Genomic DNA, 18,625 nt, shown 5'->3' with positions numbered 1-18,625 from the left:
TCTGCTCTCGCTTATTGGCCCAGGCGGTCCAGCAGGGCGGGGACATGGACCTGGTCGGATTTGTAGTTGCCGGTCAGGACGTGCATCACGAGGTTCACGCCGAACCGATAGGCGATCTCGCGCTGGCGTTCCCCGGTAAAGCCGCTGCCGATCGGCACCAGGGGGTTGCCGTTGCCATCCATCGCCCAGGCGGCGGCCCAGTCGTTGCCGCCAATGACCACCGGGGTCACGTTGTCGTTGAGGTCGCGAAAGGGCATGCCCTCGATCAGTTCCGCGTCCGGCGGAGCGGCCTCGACCCAGACCTCGCGGCCGGCGTAACGGCCGGGGAAATCCTGCAGCAGGTAGAATGTGCGGGTCAGGACGTGGTCCTCGGGCACCGGTTCCAGTGGGGGAATGTCCAACGGCGCGGCCAGTTGCTGCAGCTTGCGGCCCTGCGGAGTCGCGGCGCCGAAGCCGGCGATATCCGCGTCGCGAGTGTCAAAGACGATCATGCCACCGGTGCGCAGGTAGGTGTTCAGCTTGGCATAGGCCTCACGCGAGGGGGTCGGCTGATCGGCGGTGATCGGCCAGTAGAGCATCGGGTAAAAGGCCAGTTCGTCGGACTCCAGGTCGACGCCCACCGGCGGGTTCGGTTCGACCGAGGTGCGAAAGTACAGCGTGTCGGACAATCCGCGCAGCCCGGCCTCTGACAGGTCGTCGATGCGGCTGTCGCCGGTCAGGACATAGGCCAGAACGACTTCCGTTGCGGCGGCGATGGCCGCGCGATCCTCTGCCGTCTGAGCCTGCCCGTGCTGCGGAGCCAGCATCAGCGCGCCCAGCACGATCCCGGCGGACACCGTGCCCCGCAGCCGCCCCGAAAGCGCCAGAGAGGCGATCACATCCGCCAGCAGCAGCGCGATGGCGGTGGCCAGCAGCCAGCCCGCCAGAGGTTTCTCCTGCGGTTGAACGATGCCCTCGACCGGGATGCGTTCGGGCCAGATCATCGGGGTCAGCTCCATGTCGATGGTGACGACGTTGCGCGCCAGGCTGCGGTCCTCGCCCTGGTAGACGCCGGGGCGCAGGTCCGGCCCCAGGGGCGCGGCGACAAGATCCGGGCCATCGACGCCGGGCAGGGTGCTGGCCTCGCGCGGGCGGCCAAAGGCATCCAGAACGCGGATCGGCTGCCAGACGGTGCCCTCCATGTCCTCGATCTCGGGCTGGGCTGCGGCAGAGGACACGGCCAGCCGTTCCAGCATCTGCACGAAGAGGCCGGAGAGCGGCAGCGATGACCATTCGGCATTGGCGGTGACATGGAACAGCACCACCTGGCCCTGTCCCACGGATTTGCGCGTCACCAGCGGCGTGCCATCGGACAGCTGCGCGACCACGCGCGCCGCCAGCGTCGGATCTGGCTGCGCCATGACCTGGCTGTTCACGGTCACATCGTCGGGGATCTCCAAGCCGAAAAACGGGCTTTCCTCGGTGAAGGGCGCCAGCGCCTTGGGTTCCCCCCAGCTCATCGCGCCGCCCACGGTACGGCCCCCGGCGCGCAGGCGCACGGGCATCAGGGGATCTTCAAGGTCGCGGCTGATGTCCGAGGCGGCCAGCTTTGGCCCGGCAAAGCGCAGCAGCATCCCGCCCTTCTCCAGCCACTCCAGCACGGCTTCTTCCTCGGCGGGCGACAGGGTGGCCACGTCGGCCAGGATGATGACGTCCGGGTTGGCGGGCAGGATGTCCAGCAGGGCGCCGTCCAGCAGGTCGGCGGTCGGCTCCAGCGCCTTTTCCAGGTAGTGCAGCGGCGACAGCAGCTCCAGCCCCTCGCGGTCGGTCGCGCCCGCGATCAGGGCGACCTCGCGGCGGCGCAGGCTGTCGTCCGGCAGGGTGACGGCCCCGGCGCTGCGGGCGCCCTCGATCTCGAACCGTTCGATGCGGGCGCGCAACTCGGCGGGCAGGGCGATCTCGGTGATCGATTCCATCATCCCGGCCTCGAAGGTCAGCGTGTTGCGGGTCAGCACGGCGGGGTTGCCCGCCGGGTCCTTGCCATGCCCCGCCAGCACCACCTCGGCCTCGGGGCCTTCGCGCAGGCGGCGCGCGGTGATCAGCAGGTTGCCCTCGGAGATCTGGGCCGGTTCCAGCGCATACAACGTGCGGGGTGCCTCGAAGACGGTCACGCGGCCACGCGCTTCCAGCGTGGCCAGCAGATCCTCGCGGCCTTCGCGGGCCAGGGCATCGGACATCCAGTAAGTGTCGAAGCCGTCCTCGGGCAGCAGTTCGATGGCGCGGGCGATGTTGTCACCGCTGGGCTGCCAGGGTTCGGGCAGGATGCCGGACAGCCGCGTGCGCAGCACGTCGGCGCTGAGGAATTGGACCTGTTCGGGATCGGTCAGGCGCATCACCGCCACGGGCCGCGCATCGCGCCCCGCCTCGGCCAGCAAGCCATCCAGCGCGATCATCCGCCCGCGCCAGTCGGCGGCAGAGGCCCAGCTGGCATCCATCACCACCAGCAAGGGCCCGTCGCCCGCTGCCTCGGTGTCGTTGTCGGGGTTCAGCACCGGCCCGGACAGTCCCACGATCACCGCCGCCACCGCCAGCATCCGCAGCAGCAACAGCCACCAGGGGGTGCGGTCCGTCACCTGTTCCTCATCCTTGAGACCCAGGAGCAGGACAACACCCGGGAACATCCGCCGGATCGGCGCAGGCGGCACCGCCCGCAGGATGATCCAGAGGATGGGCAGGGCAAGCAGCCCCAGCAAGAGCCAGGGCGTCGTGAAACCGATCAGGCCGAAAAGCGTCATCCGTGGCTCCCGTCCAGCGCGCGATAGACCCAGAGAAGGGCCGATTGCGCGGTCTGGTCCGTGTGATGGGTAAAGTGCTGCCAGCCGGTCAGCCGACAGATCGCGTCCAGCCGCGCCTTGCGCTCGGCCAGCCGCTGCAGATAGGTCTCGCGCAGGTCGCCGGCCTTGAGCGTTTCATGCCGCATGGTCTGGTTCATGCTTTCAAAGATCGTGCGGCCGTCAAAGGGAAAGGCCTCTTCCGTCGGGTCCAGCACCTGCAACAGGACACCGCGGACGCCGCGGTCCGCGGCCTTGGTCAGCGCCGCCTCGACCGGTTCGACGTCGCCCAGGAAATCCGACACGAACAGCGCCTTGGCATTCGGCAGCATGCCGCGTGCCTCTGGTTCGGCGTAGTCGTCCTCGCCGTCCTCGGAAAACATCTCGGCCAGGCGCAGGGTCTGCATGTCGCCCCGGCGCGGCGGCAGGCGCCAGCCGGTCAGGCCGACGCGTTCACCGCCCCGGATCAGCAGGATAGAGGCAGCCAGTGCCACCAGTCGTGCGCGATCCGCCTTGGTCGGTAGGTTCTTGTGGCTGGAAAAGCGCATCGAGGCGCCGGGATCGACCCAGACCTGCACGCTTTGCGCGATCTGCCATTCGCGCTCGCGCACGAATTGCTCGTCCCCGCGCGCCGACCGGCGCCAGTCGATGGACCGATAGCTGTCCCCGGGTTGCAGCGTGCGATATTGCCAGAAATCATCGCCAAGCCCGGCGCGCCGCCGGCCGTGGTCGCCCAGCAAGACGGTGCCGGCAAGATGTTCGGCGCGCGCCAGCAGGGCCGGGAAACGCCCGGCCTCTTCCTGGGCGCGGGTGCGCAGATGGGCAACGGTGGCTGTCACGCCGCGGCCTCGGTCCGGCGCAACCCTGCAGCGACTTCGTCGATCAACGCGCCAAGGTCCTCACCGCGCGCACGCGCCGAGAAGGTCAGCGCCATGCGGTGCACCAGAACCGGCTTGGCCATGTCCAGCACATCCTCGGGCGAAGGCGCCAGGCGGCCCTGCAGCAGGGCACGGGCGCGCACCGTCAGCATCAGCGCCTGCGCGGCACGCGGGCCGGGGCCCCAGGCGACGATGTCCCTGACCCGCTCGGGCGAGGAGGGATCAGAGGGGCGGAAGGCGCGCACGAGGTCCAGGATCATCTCGACCACCGCATCGCCCACGGGCATCCGGCGCAGAAGTGTCTGTGCGGCGATCAGCTCCTCGCCGGTGAAGACCTGGTGCGACTGTGCCTCTTCGGTGCCGGTTGTCGCCAACAGGATGTCCTTTTCCGTGCCGCGATCCGGGTAGGCCACGTCGATCTGGACAAGGAACCGGTCAAGCTGCGCCTCGGGCAGCGGATAGGTGCCTTCCTGTTCGATCGGGTTCTGCGTGGCGAGGACGTGGAACGGTGCCTCGAGCGAGCGGGTCTGCCCGGCGACCGTCACCTGCTTTTCCTGCATCGCCTGCAACAGCGCCGACTGCGTCCGGGGCGAGGCGCGGTTGATCTCGTCGGCCATCAGCAGCTGGCAGAAGATCGGGCCTTCGATGAACTTGAAGGTCCGCTCGCCGTTGGCGCCGGTCTCCAGCACTTCGGAGCCGAGGATGTCGGCGGGCATCAGGTCGGGCGTGAACTGCACGCGGTTGCCATTGAGCCCCATGACCGTCGACAGGGTTTCCACCAGCCGGGTCTTGCCAAGGCCCGGCAGGCCGATCAGCAGCGCATGCCCCCCGCACAGGAGCGACGACAGGGTCAGGTCGACGACCCGTTCCTGCCCGATGAAGCGCGCCGTGATCGACCGCTTGGCCTCGGCCAGCTTGTCTTCGAGCGCCTCGATCTCGGCGACCAGATCCTCGGCCGCGCCTGCGTGATCGGACATGTCATCTCTCCATTGCATACTATCTCTTTGGGTAAGTATGTATCGACTGGGAAGGGAATGGCAAAAACTATGAGCGGACAAAATCTCGTGACCCCGTCTGCCGACGGCCTTGCCGCCTCGGCCAGAGAGGCCCGAAAAGGCAAGGGCCTGCCGCCCGTGCACAAGTGGAATCCGCCCTTTTGCGGCGATCTCGACATGCGTATCGCGCGGGACGGGACCTGGTTCTACCTTGGCACGCCCATCGGCAGATTCGAGCTGGTGCGCCTGTTTTCCTCGATCCTGCGCAAGGATGGGGATGATTATTTTCTGGTCACTCCGGTCGAGAAAGTGGGGATCACCGTCGATGACGCGCCTTTCGTGGCCGTCGATTTCGAGGCGGAGGGTGAGGGCGAGTCGCAGGTCCTGACCTTCGAAACCCATGTGGGCGATCATGCCGCCGCCGGTCCGGATCACCCGATCCGGGTGGAACGCGATCCCGAGACGGGCGAGCCATCGCCCTACGTCCTGGTCCGGGCCAACCTCGAGGCGCTGATCGACCGCAAGAGCTTTTACCGGCTGGTGGACCTGGGCGCACATCACGACGGCTGGTTCGGGGTCTGGTCCTCGGGTCAGTTCTTTCCGATCATTCCGTCCGAGGAACTGGGCTGAGACCGGCGTCTTTCGGCGGGACAGCGGGCGAGGGTCATGCTAGAGGCTGCCGCGAACCTAGGATATTCCCCGGAAACGGAACACAGACGCCATGACCGACACCAAACGCATCGTCCTTTCCAGCGACCACGCCGCCATCGACCTGCGGCAGGCCATCGCCCGGCACATCGAGGCGAAGGGCTGGGAGGCGGTGGACATCGGCCCGACAACGCCCGAAAGCACCCACTATCCCGAACATGGTGTCGCCGCGGCGCGCAAGGTGGCCTCGGGCGACTGCGCCCTGGGCATCATCCTGTGCGGGACCGGGCAGGGCATCATGATGGCCGCGAACAAGGTGCCGGGCATCCGCTGCGGCGTCTGCGCCGATCCGTTTTCCGCCCGCATGATCCGTGCCCACAATGACGCGCAGATCCTGTCGCTGGGCGCCCGCATCGTGGGTGAAGGGCTGGCGCTGGAGATCGTCGACGCCTTCCTTGAAACGGAATTCGAGGGCGGCCGCCACGGCACCCGCGTCGACATGATCAAGGCGCTCGAGGCCTGAAATGCAGCGCTGGGCGCTCAGTCGCCCAGCTTGGCGTGCACCTCGTCCAGGTCGATTTCGCCGATGGGCATCTTGTTGCCCGGGTTGTCGAAATCGTATTTGAACAGGTCGAAGTCCCGGCCATAGATCTCCTTGACCAGGTGCATCGACAGATCGTCGAAGTAGTCCTCGACCGGATGCGCACGTTTCGGACCGTGGCCCTCGGATTCGTTGAATCGGGGGATCGCGGTCAGGTCGACCGTGTGGGGCGTCCGGATATGGTCCAGCACGTCCTGCATCCCCTCGTTGAACTTTTCCGTCCAGATGATGCGGTCATAGCGCCCGCCGTTCACGATGAAGGTGCCGACATGGCCTGACATGGCCGACCAGTGAATGTCCGGTTCCATCGGGCGGCGCCAGCGGATCGTGTCGCGCGCGAACAGCAGGAAACGGCGGAAACTGCGCACCTGGTCGAAGTCGAACCCGTTTTCCGGGTCGCCCACCTCGACCCCGTATTTCTGCATCAACAGCGGGACCATGTTGCCGCGATAGCGCTTGCCGTTGCGCTGGATGCCGCAGATCTTGTCGAAAAAGCTGGACAGGACGCGGGTATAGGGGTTCCGCACGCAGGTGAAAGCGTAGGAATTGCGCGTCTTCACGTTGGCACTGATGATCGGCTGGCTGTGGTCCTGCGCCCATTTGTGCAGGCCCTGCTTGGCGTCGTGGATGTCACCGTCGAAGAATGTGCCGTGGTCCGAATAGTAGAGGATCTGCCCGATCGTCGAGCAGGCGCACTTGGGCACGACGCGGTACAGGACGCTTTCGCTCTCGGTCATCCAGGTGCCGGGAAACCCCATCAGTCTTGTCCCTTTGTCGCCTGCTGTGGCGGTCGGCTGCGGAAAATCCGCGCAAAGCAGGTTTATTCAACAGAAATTCACCTCTATCAACATAAACAATCGGGCGAAATTGGGGCGATTGGTTCTCTGGATGGCGAAAATTGCCTTCATCCTTTTGTGTCACAAGGATCCTGACGCCATCATCAAGCAGGCGCAGAGCCTGACCGCCGTGGGCGATTACATTTCCATCCATTTCGATGCCCGCGCCGGGGCGCAGGACTTTGCCCGCATCAAGACCGCGCTCAAGGACAATCCCAACGTGGCCTTCGCCCGGCGGATCAAATGCGGCTGGGGGGAATGGAGCCTGGTGCGCGCCACGCTGAACGCGGTCGAAGCTGCGGTGGACGCATTTCCGCGTGCGACGCATTTCTACATGGTCTCGGGCGATTGCTTGGCGATCAAGTCCGCCGAATACGCCCATGCCTTTCTGGACCGCCGCGAATGCGACTACATCGAGAGCTTTGATTACTTCCAGTCGGACTGGATCAAGACCGGCTGGAAGGAAGAGCGCCTGATCTACCGTCACTGGTTCAACGAACGCACCCAGAAACGCCGGTTCTACGCGATGTTCGAGGCGCAGAAGCGATTGGGCCTGACGCGAAAGATCCCGGACGACATCGAGGTCATGATCGGCAGCCAGTGGTGGTGCCTGCGCCGCCGCACGATCGAATGGATCTTTGATTTCGTGAAGACGCGCCGCGACGTGGTGCGCTTTTTCGCCAGCACCTGGATCCCGGATGAAACCTTCTTTCAGACCCTCGTGCGCCATCTCGTGCCCGAGCAGGAGATCGAGAGCCGCACGCTGACCTTCCTGCTGTTCACCGACTACGGGATGCCGGTGAATTTCTACAACGATCACTATGATCTGCTGCTGAGCCAGGACTACCTGTTCGCGCGCAAGATCAGCCCCGAGGCGACAGAACTGCGCCGCCGACTGGGCGTGCTCTATGCCGCCGAAACGGCGCGGTTCCAGGTCTCGAACGAGGGGCGGTCGCTGTATCGCTTCCTGACCGAACGGGGCCGGACGGGACGTCGGTTCGCGCCCCGTTTCTGGGAGACCGAAAGCAGCCTGGGGCGCGAACGCGAACTGCTGATCGTGATCTGCAAGAAATGGCACGTCGCCAAGCGGCTGACCGACCGTATCCGCCAGATGACGAACATTCCCTGCATCGAGTACCTGTTCAACGAAGACAACTGCCCCTTGCCGGACCTCGGCGGCATCCAGTCCACCATGTCCAAGCGGCATCGCCACCGTCGGGCCCTGATGCGGATGCTGTACGACTACTACGAGACCGACCGGCTGGTGATCTGCATGGATCCGGCCAACCTCGACCTGCTGGAGGATTTCGGTCGCGACCGGGCGCAGACCCGCATGCTGGAGATCGAGTGCCACTTCTCGGACGATTACCTGGCCGGCCATGCCATGCGCTCGGGGCTGGCCGGGGAACGCACCCCGCCCGAGACGCTGGCGCGGCTGTTGCCCACCGTGCGCAACGACCTGCTGCACGAAAGCGACCGCATCCGCGACGCCAAGTTCGATAATCACCTGCGCCTGCGCGAGATCGACCCGCGAGAGGTCCATGCCCAGGCCCTGGCCGGCTTCCTTTCGGTGCCCGCAAGTGTCGCGCAGGAGATCGTGGCGCTGGATCAACTTTTCGCGGATTGAGCCGCCCGCGTGCCAAGAAAGCGGTGGCGTTCCCAGCCGCAGCGGCTATGCCAAGGGCAAGGTCCGCGCCCCTGACCTTGGGGCCGGACATCCACCTAACACAGCCCCAGCAGCAACAGGACGCGCGGCATGGCCTATACCTACGACCCGAAAAACATCTTCGCCAAGATCCTGACCGGCGAGATCCCCAACAAGACGGTGCTGGAGACAGAGCACTCGCTGGCCTTTCGCGACATCTACCCGCAGGCGCCGGTGCATGTTCTGGTAATCCCCAAGGGCGCCTACGTCTGCTACGACCATTTCGCGCAAGAGGCATCGGACGCCGAGATCCTGGACTTCAACCGGGTGATCGGCGAGGTCTGCCGGATGGAGGGACTGGAGGCCGGAGGCTACCGGGTGATTTCCAACGCGGGCCGCGACGGCGTACAGGAAGTGCCGCATCTGCACGTTCACATCCTGGCCGGCCGCCCGCTGGGCCGGATGCTGGCCAAGGACTGATCCAGAGGCGCGCCCTGCGGGCGCACAGGGTGTCTCGCCCTGCGGCCTTTGGCCTGCGGGCTCGGGGTGTGGGGGGAGTGAACGCCCCTGCCCGGCGGAGCCTCGCCTGACCCGGCGGGGCGGGGGTATTTTTGCCAAGAAGAAGCCCGGGTGTGGGCGGGCTCAGGCCGCGGTGCTGCTGGTCAGGGCGAGGAAGACATCCTCGAGGTCCGGTTCCTCGGTTCTCAGCTCGCGGATGCGAATGCCGGCGGATTGCACCGCGGCCAGCACCTCTTCGGCGCGGGTCTGGGTCGAACGGTAGGTGAGGGCGAGGCTGCCATCGGGGCGGGTCTCTGCCTCGATCCCCTCGGCCTGCGGCAGTTGCTTCGGCGTTTCTTCGGGCTGGATCACCATCGTGCGCGCGTCAAGCCGCCCCAGCAGGTTCGAGGTGCTGTCCTGTGCCACCAGCTGGCCGTGGTTGATGATGGCGATTTCATCGCACATCTCCTCGGCTTCTTCGAGGTAGTGGGTTGTCAGGATGATGGTCATGCCGCGCTCACGGTTGAGCTTGCGGACGTTGTTCCAGAGCATCTGGCGCAGCTCGATGTCGACGCCGGCCGTGGGTTCGTCCAGCACCAGCACCTGCGGCGAATGCACCAGTGCCTTGGCCAGCAGCAGGCGGCGGCGCATGCCACCGCTGAGCGTGCGGGCATAGGCCTCTGCCTTGTCGCTCAGGCCGACCATTTCCAGGATCTCGTCGGTGCGGCGCTGCGATTTCGGCACGCCGTAAAGCCCCGCCTGCACCTCCAGCGCGCCGCGCGGGGTAAAGAACGGGTCGAGGTTGAGTTCCTGCGGCATGACGCCGATGGCGGCGCGGCTCTGGCGCGGGTTGCGGTCCTGGTCCCAGCCCCAGATCTGCACCTGGCCCGCGGTCTTGATGACCAGCCCGGCGAGGATGTTGATCAGCGTCGATTTGCCCGCGCCGTTCGGCCCTAGCAGGCCAAAGACCGAGCCAGCCGGCACGCTCAGGTCGACGCCTTTCAGCGCCTGTTTGCCGCCCGCATAGGTCTTGGTCAGGCCCTCGATGCGGATTGCGGCGTCATTCTGCCCCTTGTCCAACGGCTTGCTCCCCTTCTCCGCTTTGGTCATAAGGCAAATAGGCCAGAGCATCGCGAAAGGGAACCAGATGACGACCCAAGCGCCCGAGACCAAGATTGTCGAGAGCTATCGCATCGCCTGTGACGGCGGCGAAGGGGCCCTGGGCCATCCCCGGGTCTGGTTGCAGATCCCGGTCGAGACCGGATTTGTCGAATGCCCCTATTGCGACGCGAAATACGTCCACAAGGATTTCGAGGGCAAGGCCTGAGCCATTCTGTGATCCGCGTCACAGGATCTGTGCGCGGGTGGTGATTGGGGCGTCGCGTTGCGCGCACTATGTTGTGGCAAACCGATGAGGAGTTTGCCATGACTTTCCGACCTGTCACCTCTCAATCCGCCGCGCAGCCCACGCTGGAGGGCGCCGGCGTGCACCTCCACCGCGTTTTCGGCTTTGGCGATACCACCGAGAGCGATCCCTTCCTGTTGCTCGATGATTTCCGCAACGAGGACCCGGCGCATTACCTGAAAGGCTTTCCCTGGCATCCGCACCGGGGGATCGAAACCATCACCTATGTCCTCGAGGGCGAGGTGACGCATGGCGATTCGCTGGGCAACGAGGGCGTGCTTGGCGCCGGGTCGGTGCAGTGGATGACCGCCGGGTCGGGCATCCTGCACCAGGAGATGCCGCGCGGGAATGCCAAGGGGCAGATGCATGGCTTTCAGCTCTGGGCGAACCTGCCGTCCTCGCTGAAGATGACGGCGCCGCGTTACCAGGACATCCAGGGCGCGGACATCCCCGAGATCATCGACGATGACGGCACCCGGGTAAAGGTCGTCACCGGCGCCTTCTGGGGCAAGCGCGGGCCGGTTGACGGGATCGCCGCCGATCCGCTGTACCTCGATGTCTCGGTGCCGCCGAACGTGACAAAGGTTTTGCCCATCGACACTCGGGCCAATGCCTTTGCCTATGTCTTTGCCGGGGCCGGGCGTTTTGCCGATGCCGCCGATCCCGTCGGCGTGCGCGTCGAGAAGGAGTTTGGCGGGCAGGAGGTGAACATCCGCGATATGTCGGGCAACCGCACGCTGGTGCGCTTTGGCAACGGCGATGAGGTCAAGGTCAGCGCGGGGCCCGAGGGGGTGCGTTTCCTGCTGGTCGCGGGCAAACCGATCCAGGAGCCGGTGGCTTGGCACGGGCCCATCGTGATGAACACGCAAGGCGAGTTGCGCAAGGCCATGCAGGATCTGCACAACGGCACCTTCATCAAGCCCGCGCATTGATCGAACCCGGGGGGAGGGCCAGGCTGCCCTCACCCCGGGTCACGAGTTGCTTACCCTTTCGTGCCAGGGTGTTTGCATTCAACCACGCTGCGGATACCCTGATCCCATGACGGCAAACCGGGACATTCCCATCGCCCTGCCCGACCGGGAAGAGCGGGCTTACAGCCGGGCGGAACTCGCCAGCGACATGGCCGTGCACCTGGCTGCGCTTGTCATGGCTCTTGCGGCCGTGCCGGTTCTGATCACCCTGACGGTTGTCTGGCGCGGTGATGCGGCGGGAATCGTCGGTGTCTCGATCTATGGCGGCACGCTGATCGTCATGTTGACGGCCTCGCTGCTCTACAACCACGTCGGACGTCCGCACCTGACGGCGCTGTTCCGGCGCCTCGACATGTCCGCAATCCATCTGAAAATCGCGGGCACCTACACGCCTTTCGCGCTGCTCTCGGGCACCGGGTCGGGCCTTTTGGCTGCGGTCTGGAGCGCGGCGGCAGGGGCGGCGGCCGTGACGCTGTTCAAACGGCGCCTGCCCGCCGGGCTGGCGGTGCTTATGTGCCTGGCCACCGGCTGGGCCGTGGTGATCGGCGGCTGGGACATGCTGGCGGCGCTTCCGCTGTCGGTCTGCGTGCTGATGGTGGTGGGCGGCGTGCTGTATTCCGTCGGGACGCCCTTCCTGATGGCCTCGCGCCTGCGGTTCCACAATACGATCTGGCATGGACTGGTGGTTGCGGCCTCCATCGTCTTTTTCGTGGCCGTTTTCCTGGCTGCCGCCGTGCCGCATCCCGTGGTGGCGGTGCGCTAAAGCTGAAATCCGCCGCTGGCACCCCGCCGCTGTTCATGGCACATCATGCGTGACATGACCTGAGCGGGAGACGAGACATGGCCAGCACTTTCGGCAAGGGATGCCACCTGCATCTGATCGACGGTTCGGCCTATATCTTTCGGGCTTTCCACGCCCTGCCGCCCCTGACCCGCAAGAGTGACGGGTTGCCCATCGGCGCGGTCAGCGGGTTCTGCAACATGCTGCACCGCTACGTCGAGGGGAACACCGGCCCCGATGCGCCGACCCATGTGGCGGTCGTCTTCGACAAGGGCAGCCATACGTTCCGCAACGACCTTTACGACCAGTACAAGGCCAACCGCGAGGCCATGCCCGAGGACCTGCGCCCGCAGATCCCGCTGACCCGGCAGGCGACCGAGGCCTTCAACATCGCCTGCAAGGAGATCGAGGGTTTCGAGGCCGACGACATCATGGCGACGCTGGCCTGCCGCGCGCGCGAGGCGGGCGGGCGGGTCACGATCCTGTCGTCGGACAAGGACCTGATGCAGCTGGTCGGGGACGGAGTCGAGATGCTGGACCCGATGAAGAACAAGCTCATCGACCGCGAAGGCGTGATGGAAAAATTCGGCGTTCCGCCCGAACGGGTCGTGGACGTGCAGGCGCTGGCCGGGGATTCCGTCGACAATGTGCCGGGCGCGCCGGGCATCGGGATCAAGACGGCGGCCCTGCTGATCAACGAATACGGCAGCCTTGAAGAACTGCTGGACCGGGCCGAGGAGATCACGCAACCCAAGCGGCGCCAGACCTTGATCGAAAAGCGCGAGCAGATCGAGCTGTCAAAGAAGCTGGTACAGCTGGACGAGGGCATGGAGCTGCCCTTCACGCTGGATGATCTCGAGGTGCGCGACCCGGACCCCGAAGTGCTGCTGGGCTTTCTCACCCAGATGGAATTCCGCACCCTGACCAAGCGTATCGCCGACGGCCTTGGTGTCGAGGCGCCGGCGATCCTCGACACCACCCCCGAGGGCGCCAACCCGCGCGACGAGGACCCGGACTGGCCCGCCATCGACCCCGAGCGCTATGAGACCGTGGCCGACATGGAGGCGCTGCAAAAATGGATCGATCGCGCGAATGAGCGCGGCACGGTTGCCTTTGACACGGAAACCACCGGCCTGAACGAGATGACCTGCGACCTTGTCGGCATCTCGCTTTGCGTCGATCCCGGCCAAGCCTGCTACATCCCGCTGACCCATCGCGGCGAAAGCGGCGAGGGGCTGTTCGAGTCGAAGGAGCTGACAGAGGGGCAGATCCCGCTGGAGCAGGCGCTGGAGGCGCTGAAGCCGCTGCTGGAGGATCCGGCGGTGATGAAGATCGGCCAGAACATGAAATACGACGCCAAGGTCATGGCGCGCTATGGCGTGCAGATCGCGCCCATCGACGACACCATGCTGATGTCCTACGCGATGAACGCGGGCCTGCACACGCATGGCATGGACGCGCTGGCCGAGCGCTACCTGTCGCACACCCCGATCCCGATCAAGGAGATCATCGGCAGCGGCAAGAGCCAGATCACATTCGACCAGGTGCCCATCGACAAGGCCACGCGCTATGCCGCCGAGGACGCGGACATCACCCTGCGCCTCGCCCGGACCTTCAAGCCGCAGTTGCACCGCGCCAAGGTCACCCGCGTCTACGAGGGGCTGGAACGGCCGATGGTGCCGGTGCTGGCGCAGATGGAAATGACCGGCATCAAGGTCGACCGCGAGGTGCTGCGCAATATGTCCAGCGCCTTTGCCCAGAAGATGGCGCAGTTGGAAGAAGAGATCCACGAACTGGCAGGCGAGAAGTTCAACGTCGGCAGCCCTGCGCAGCTGGGCGAGATCCTCTTTGACAAGATGGGGCTGGAGGGCGGCAAGCGCGGCAAGACCGGCAAGTATTCCACCGGGGCCGACATCCTCGAAGACCTGGCAACGGAACATGAACTTCCCCGCCGCGTGCTGGACTGGCGCCAGGTCAGCAAGCTGAAATCGACCTATACCGACGCGTTGCAGGAACACATCAACGCCGATACGGGCCGGGTGCACACCTCTTATTCAATCGCGGGCGCGAACACCGGGCGGCTGGCCTCGAACGATCCGAACCTGCAGAACATCCCCGTGAGGTCAGAGGAAGGGCGGCGTATCCGCACCGCCTTCATCGCGCCCGAGGGGCAGGTGCTGGTCAGCCTCGACTATTCCCAGATCGAGCTGCGCATTCTGGCCCACATGGCCGGGATCGACGCGCTGAAACAGGCCTTCCGCGAGGGCAAGGACATTCACGCCATGACCGCGTCCGAGATGTTCAACGTGCCGCTGGACGAAATGACACCGGACATTCGCCGGCAGGCCAAGGCGATCAACTTTGGCGTGATCTACGGGATCTCGGGCTTTGGTCTGGCGCGGAACCTGCGGATTCCGAGATCCGAGGCGCAGGGCTTCATCGACCGCTACTTTGAACGCTTTCCAGGCATCAAGACCTACATGGACGACACGGTGGAATTCGCCAAGGAACACAAGCGGGTCGAGACGCTGTTCGGCCGCCAGATCCACACGCCCGAGATCGGCGCCAAGGGGCCGCGCGCGGGCTTTGCCAAGCGCGCCGCGATCAACGCGCCGATCCAGGGCACAGCCGCCGACATCATCCGGCGCGCGATGGTGCGGATGCCGGATGCTATCGCGGGCCTGCCCGCGCGGATGCTGTTGCAGGTACACGACGAACTGTTGTTCGAGGTCGAGAAGGGCGCGGTAGACGAGTTGATCGGCGTTGCCAAAGAGGTCATGGAAAGTGCCTGCGACCCGGTGGTGAAACTGGACGTGCCGCTGGTGGTGGACGCGGGGCAAGGCGCCAACTGGGCCGAGGCGCACTAAGGCCCACGCGCGTCGCGCGTTACTTCTGCGCGATCCAGCGCCCCTCGACGGCCCGCACGATCCCCTGCGCATCCACCGTCAGGTTGGACGTGCTCCCACTGTCTGTATCGGCGGTCTGGTATTTGTCCTTTGCCGTCCGCCGGATGGTCAGGCGCAGAGGGGTCAGGCGCGGCTGGTCCAGGTCGAGACTGGCAAGATCGACCGTGGCTTCCTCCCCGATGCCAAGCACGAGACGCCGGATCGGCAGGGTCAGCGCGGCTGGGGTAAAGCCAAGATGGATGTCCTTGGCGCCCGCGACCTCCGGGGCAGGTGCCCCGTTCAGCAGCCAGTCATCCTCTGCATTGCGCTGGATGAAGATGCGGGACCGGGCACCGATCCGGACACGGCGCGTCGTCCCGTCGCCGCGCGCCCGAATGCGGTACCGCAACGCGGTCCAGTCCGCATCCGTTGACGACCCGTCGATCAGAAAGCCGCCTTCGGCCTCTGCGAAACGGCATGCGTCATTTCCCGGTCCGTCCTGACGGACCCACAAGACGGCGAAAGCGCCTGCGATCATGGCTGTGCCTCCTCTTTCGGCGACAGTCTAACACGTTACCGATGCCGTGGCGCCAATCAGTCCAGCGAGCCCTCGGGGGCCTGGATCAGCCCCCTGCCGCAGTCGATGTAAGAGGCCTCGGGACACAGCGGTTCATAAGTGGCAGAGCGGATCAGACGGGTGGCCAGCATCGGTGCCGTCACCCGCTCTTTCTCGGCGCGCATCCTCTCGACCCAGAGCGCCGCGATCCCCACCGCATGCGCCAGCGCCATCGAGGTGCCGTTGAGCGGACGCAGCCCTTCGCCCGGACCCGCCGAGATGATGCCCACGCCCGGCGCAACCACCGCCGCGCCGGCGTTGGTAAAGGGCGCGGGGCAGAACCCCTCTTCGCCCGGTCCGCAGGCACCCACGGCCAGCACGCCCGCCGCCGCCGCCGGGGCGACGGGGCCGGTTTCGAACTCGGGCGCGATGGTCCGCAGAGAGTCGTTGCCGACGGCGCCCAGCATCAGCGGCACATGTCCGCCGCCGATCATCATCAGCAGCATTTCGCAGATGCGCAGGTTGCCGCGATAGGCATGGACCGCCGCCGCGGTGGCCAGCGGCGCGGGATAGCCCTCTTCGACCAGGGTTTCGATCTGGGCCGAGGTATCGAAGGCCAGGGCAAAGCCGACGATCTGCGCCTTTTCCTGCAAGGTCCAGAGCAGCGCGTTCAGGAAATCCTCGGACCGGCCTCGCCCGTTGTCGGCCAGCACCTTGCCCACCAGCAAGTCGGTGATCCCGCGCGCCACGCCGATCCGTGTGCCGCCCTGATCGCGCCCAAGCACGGTGCCAGCCACATGGGTGCCGTGGCCGTTGGCATCCGCGATACCGGTTCCGGCGAAATCCCGTGCCGTCACCTCGACCCCGGCAAAGCAGGGATGCCCGGCGTCGATCCCCGTGTCCAACAGCGCCACCCGCACGCCGGCGCCCGACATCGGGGTCCAGTCCGCCCCGGTGGCCCGCAAACCCCAGCCGGGGACCATGTCGCAGGCGCGCAGTTCGTCCATCGGTTCGGGGGTCAGCAGGCGGGTCGGCATGGCGGGTTGGATGGTCAGCAGGTCTCGGTCGCCGGCGGTCTCGCGCAGGTCGTCCGGGGTCAGCTCGGCCACCTCGATCTGCGGGTCGGCGGGGGCATCGGCATCCTCCGGCGCAATGCCGGCACCAAGCGGCACGCGCGGCCTGCGCCAGTTTCGGGTTCTGTCCCGCAAAAGGATGTATCGCGTCATTCATCGCGTCCCGGACAACTCAACCCCTGTGGAAAAGGCTAGCGGTCCGGGATGCGCGGCGGAACGGCACTTGCGTGAATGCCGCGTGAAATCACCATGAAATCAGACGGGCGCCAGCCGTAATCGACCCGGCAGGCGCCCGAAGGGTCAGATCAGGCCCTGTTGGCGGAAAAGGTCCAGCAGGCTGGTTTCCGGGCGCGGCCCCATGTGGCTGATGACCTCGCGCGCGGCAACGCTGCCCATGCGGGCCGCCTTTTCCATGTCCGCGCCGGTGGCCAGGCCGAACAGGAAGCCGGCGGCGAACTGGTCGCCAGCGCCGGTTGCGTCCACGGGCACGATCTTTTCAACGCTCACGTCGGTGCGGGTGCCCTCGTGCAGGATCGAGACGCCGTCGCCCGACCGGGTGCAGACCACCAGCGGACAGATCGCGCCCACGGCGCGCAGGTCGGCGTCGAGGTCGTCGTTTTGGTAAAGCGAGCGGATCTCGTCCTCGTTGCCGATGACGAAGTCCATGTCGTGTTCAATCAGCTTCAGGAAGTCCGCGCGGTGGCGTTCGACGCAGAAGGGGTCGGAAATCGCGATGCCCGGCTTGCCGCCCGCCGCCTTGCAGGCGCGCGCGGCCTTAAGGAAAGCCTCCTTCCCCTTGTCCTTGTCGAAAAGGTAGCCCTCCAGGAACAGGATCTCGGCCTCGCCCGCCACGTCCTCGGACACGTCGTCGGGGCCCAGTTCGGCGGAGATCCCGAGGTAGGTGTTCATCGAGCGTTCGCCATCGGGCGAGACAAAGATCATCGACCGGGATGAGGGCAGTTCGCCGCCCTTGACTGGCTCGTTGACGAAGCCGATGCCCTCGTTCTTCATCGCCGAGGCATAGAATTCGCCAAGATCGTCATCCGCGACGCGTCCGATGAAGGCGGTGCGCGCGTCCAGGTTTCCCAGGCCGGCGATCGTGTTGGCCACCGATCCGCCCGGCGTCTGCACCCGGTTGCCCATCGCCTCGTAAAGTTGTTCGGCGCGGTCACGCTCGATCAACTGCATGATGCCCTTCTCGATTCCCATGTCGGCCAGAAAGGCGTCGTCGGTGCGGGCGATCACGTCGACGACGGCGTTGCCGATGCCGACGACCTGGTATTTCTTCATGTCGTCTTTTCCTCGAATGGACAGAGGTCGTTGATGAGGCAGGCCTTGCACTTGGGCTTGCGCGCGACGCAGATGTACCGCCCGTGCAGGATCAGCCAGTGATGGGCGTGTTGCTGGAAATCGACCGGGGTGTTGTCTTCGATCGCGCGTTCCACGGCGACCACGTCCTTGCCCGGACAGATGCCCGTCCGGTTGCCGACGCGAAAGATATGCGTGTCCACGGCCTGCGCCGGGTAGTGCCACCACATGTTCAGCACCACGTTGGCGGTCTTGCGGCCGACGCCCGGCAGGCTTTCCAGCGCGGCGCGGCTGTTGGGCACCTCGCCGCCATAGTCCTCGACCAGGATCTTCGCCATCTTGATGACGTTCTTGGCCTTGTTGCGATACAGGCCGATGGTCTTGATGTGCTCGGTCACACCCTCTTCGCCGAGGGCCAGCATCTTTTCCGGCGTATCGGCGATCTGGAACAGCTTTTCCGTGGCCTTGTTGACGCCCGCGTCCGTCGCCTGTGCCGACAACGCCACCGCCACCACCAGCGTATAGGCGTTGACGTGGTTCAGCTCACCCTTGGGTTCGGGTTCCGAGGCCTGGAACCGGGTAAAGATCTCGCGGATCGTGTGGTAATCAAGCTGCTTGGCCATGCGTTCCCCTATGCCCGCAACGCCATTGCGCCGCAAGACCCGGGGTCCTGCCGCACCGGGCGCTTGCCGCCTTTCACGGAAAACGGCCCGGAATTCTTGCAGAACTCCGGGC

Annotated in this window: 17 protein-coding genes; 8 read left to right on the top strand and 9 right to left on the bottom strand. The window is 65.7% G+C overall.

What is annotated here, in order from left to right; genetic code table 11:
- Nucleotides 1–11: 11 nt before the first annotated feature.
- The 3 genes from BLQ71_RS12600 to BLQ71_RS12590 are packed head-to-tail and all read right to left on the bottom strand — an operon-like array spanning nt 12 to nt 4,665.
- A complete protein-coding gene (locus BLQ71_RS12600) occupies nt 12–2,774 on the bottom strand; it encodes a DUF4159 domain-containing protein (RefSeq protein WP_074621963.1) in 2,763 nt (920 codons plus the stop codon).
- Nucleotides 2,771–3,649, bottom strand: a complete 879-nt coding sequence (locus tag BLQ71_RS12595) for a DUF58 domain-containing protein (RefSeq protein ID WP_069210500.1) — start codon at nt 3,647–3,649, stop codon at nt 2,771–2,773. Before BLQ71_RS12595 ends, BLQ71_RS12600 begins: the two co-directional genes overlap by 4 nt.
- Nucleotides 3,646–4,665, bottom strand: a complete 1,020-nt coding sequence (locus BLQ71_RS12590) for an AAA family ATPase (protein ID WP_069210501.1) — start codon at nt 4,663–4,665, stop codon at nt 3,646–3,648. The genes BLQ71_RS12595 and BLQ71_RS12590 overlap by 4 nt, the downstream gene beginning before the upstream one ends.
- A gap of 69 nt (nt 4,666–4,734) precedes the next feature.
- Here BLQ71_RS12590 and BLQ71_RS12585 point away from each other — a divergent pair, with 69 nt between their 5' ends.
- Nucleotides 4,735–5,313, top strand: a complete 579-nt coding sequence (locus tag BLQ71_RS12585) for a DUF1285 domain-containing protein (RefSeq protein ID WP_069210502.1) — start codon at nt 4,735–4,737, stop codon at nt 5,311–5,313.
- Between the two features lie 91 nt (nt 5,314–5,404).
- A complete protein-coding gene (rpiB, locus tag BLQ71_RS12580; RefSeq protein ID WP_074621962.1) occupies nt 5,405–5,854 on the top strand; it encodes a ribose 5-phosphate isomerase B in 450 nt (149 codons plus the stop codon).
- A 17-nt stretch (nt 5,855–5,871) separates the two neighbouring features.
- Here rpiB and BLQ71_RS12575 read toward each other — a convergent pair whose 3' ends face one another.
- A complete protein-coding gene (locus BLQ71_RS12575) occupies nt 5,872–6,690 on the bottom strand; it encodes a sulfotransferase family protein (RefSeq protein ID WP_069210504.1) in 819 nt (272 codons plus the stop codon).
- Nucleotides 6,691–6,820: 130 nt separating this feature from the next.
- Between BLQ71_RS12575 and BLQ71_RS12570 the strand changes: the two genes are divergently transcribed.
- Together BLQ71_RS12570 and BLQ71_RS12565 are read left to right on the top strand one after the other, a co-directional pair.
- Nucleotides 6,821–8,395 carry a DUF5928 domain-containing protein gene (locus BLQ71_RS12570; protein WP_074621961.1) on the top strand — a complete coding sequence of 525 codons (1,575 nt, stop codon included), beginning with the start codon at nt 6,821–6,823 and terminating at the stop codon, nt 8,393–8,395.
- Nucleotides 8,396–8,524: 129 nt separating this feature from the next.
- A complete protein-coding gene (locus tag BLQ71_RS12565; protein WP_043140425.1) occupies nt 8,525–8,893 on the top strand; it encodes a histidine triad nucleotide-binding protein in 369 nt (122 codons plus the stop codon).
- Nucleotides 8,894–9,055: 162 nt separating this feature from the next.
- Here the strand turns inward: BLQ71_RS12565 and BLQ71_RS12560 are convergent, their stop codons facing one another.
- Entirely contained in the window at nt 9,056–9,991 is a 936-nt protein-coding gene (locus BLQ71_RS12560) for an ABC transporter ATP-binding protein (protein ID WP_232786307.1), read from the bottom strand.
- Nucleotides 9,992–10,058: 67 nt separating this feature from the next.
- On the opposite strand from BLQ71_RS12560, the gene BLQ71_RS12555 reads away from it, so the two are divergent.
- The 4 genes from BLQ71_RS12555 (at nt 10,059) to polA (ending at nt 14,935) form a co-directional block, all read left to right on the top strand.
- Nucleotides 10,059–10,238: a zinc-finger domain-containing protein gene (locus BLQ71_RS12555; protein ID WP_069210508.1), complete on the top strand. Its 180-nt coding sequence runs from the start codon at nt 10,059–10,061 to the stop codon at nt 10,236–10,238.
- A 98-nt stretch (nt 10,239–10,336) separates the two neighbouring features.
- On the top strand, nt 10,337–11,248 hold the full coding sequence (locus BLQ71_RS12550) for a pirin family protein (RefSeq protein ID WP_074621960.1): 912 nt from the start codon (nt 10,337–10,339) through the stop codon (nt 11,246–11,248).
- A 106-nt stretch (nt 11,249–11,354) separates the two neighbouring features.
- The gene (trhA, locus tag BLQ71_RS12545) at nt 11,355–12,050 is read left to right on the top strand and encodes a PAQR family membrane homeostasis protein TrhA (protein ID WP_074621959.1); all 696 of its coding nucleotides are present in this window, start codon (nt 11,355–11,357) and stop codon (nt 12,048–12,050) included.
- Nucleotides 12,051–12,127: 77 nt separating this feature from the next.
- Complete coding sequence (gene polA, locus BLQ71_RS12540) at nt 12,128–14,935, top strand: DNA polymerase I (protein ID WP_074621958.1); 2,808 nt, start codon at nt 12,128–12,130, stop codon at nt 14,933–14,935.
- Nucleotides 14,936–14,954: 19 nt separating this feature from the next.
- On the opposite strand, the gene BLQ71_RS12535 is transcribed toward polA, so the two are convergent.
- From BLQ71_RS12535 to nth, 4 genes are all read right to left on the bottom strand, one after another.
- Nucleotides 14,955–15,491: a putative glycolipid-binding domain-containing protein gene (locus BLQ71_RS12535; protein ID WP_074621957.1), complete on the bottom strand. Its 537-nt coding sequence runs from the start codon at nt 15,489–15,491 to the stop codon at nt 14,955–14,957.
- Between the two features lie 56 nt (nt 15,492–15,547).
- A complete protein-coding gene (locus BLQ71_RS12530) occupies nt 15,548–16,735 on the bottom strand; it encodes a S8 family serine peptidase (RefSeq protein WP_074621956.1) in 1,188 nt (395 codons plus the stop codon).
- Nucleotides 16,736–16,882: 147 nt separating this feature from the next.
- Entirely contained in the window at nt 16,883–17,872 is a 990-nt protein-coding gene (locus tag BLQ71_RS12525) for an adenosine kinase (protein WP_043140439.1), read from the bottom strand.
- Nucleotides 17,869–18,513 carry an endonuclease III gene (gene nth, locus BLQ71_RS12520; protein ID WP_074622027.1) on the bottom strand — a complete coding sequence of 215 codons (645 nt, stop codon included), beginning with the start codon at nt 18,511–18,513 and terminating at the stop codon, nt 17,869–17,871. The genes BLQ71_RS12525 and nth overlap by 4 nt, the downstream gene beginning before the upstream one ends.
- Nucleotides 18,514–18,625: the final 112 nt, after the last annotated feature.

The sequence above is a fragment of the Antarctobacter albus genome (assembly GCF_900101505.1).
Lineage (GTDB): Bacteria > Pseudomonadota > Alphaproteobacteria > Rhodobacterales > Rhodobacteraceae > Antarctobacter > Antarctobacter albus.
This window is presented reverse-complemented; position numbering and strand designations above follow the sequence as displayed.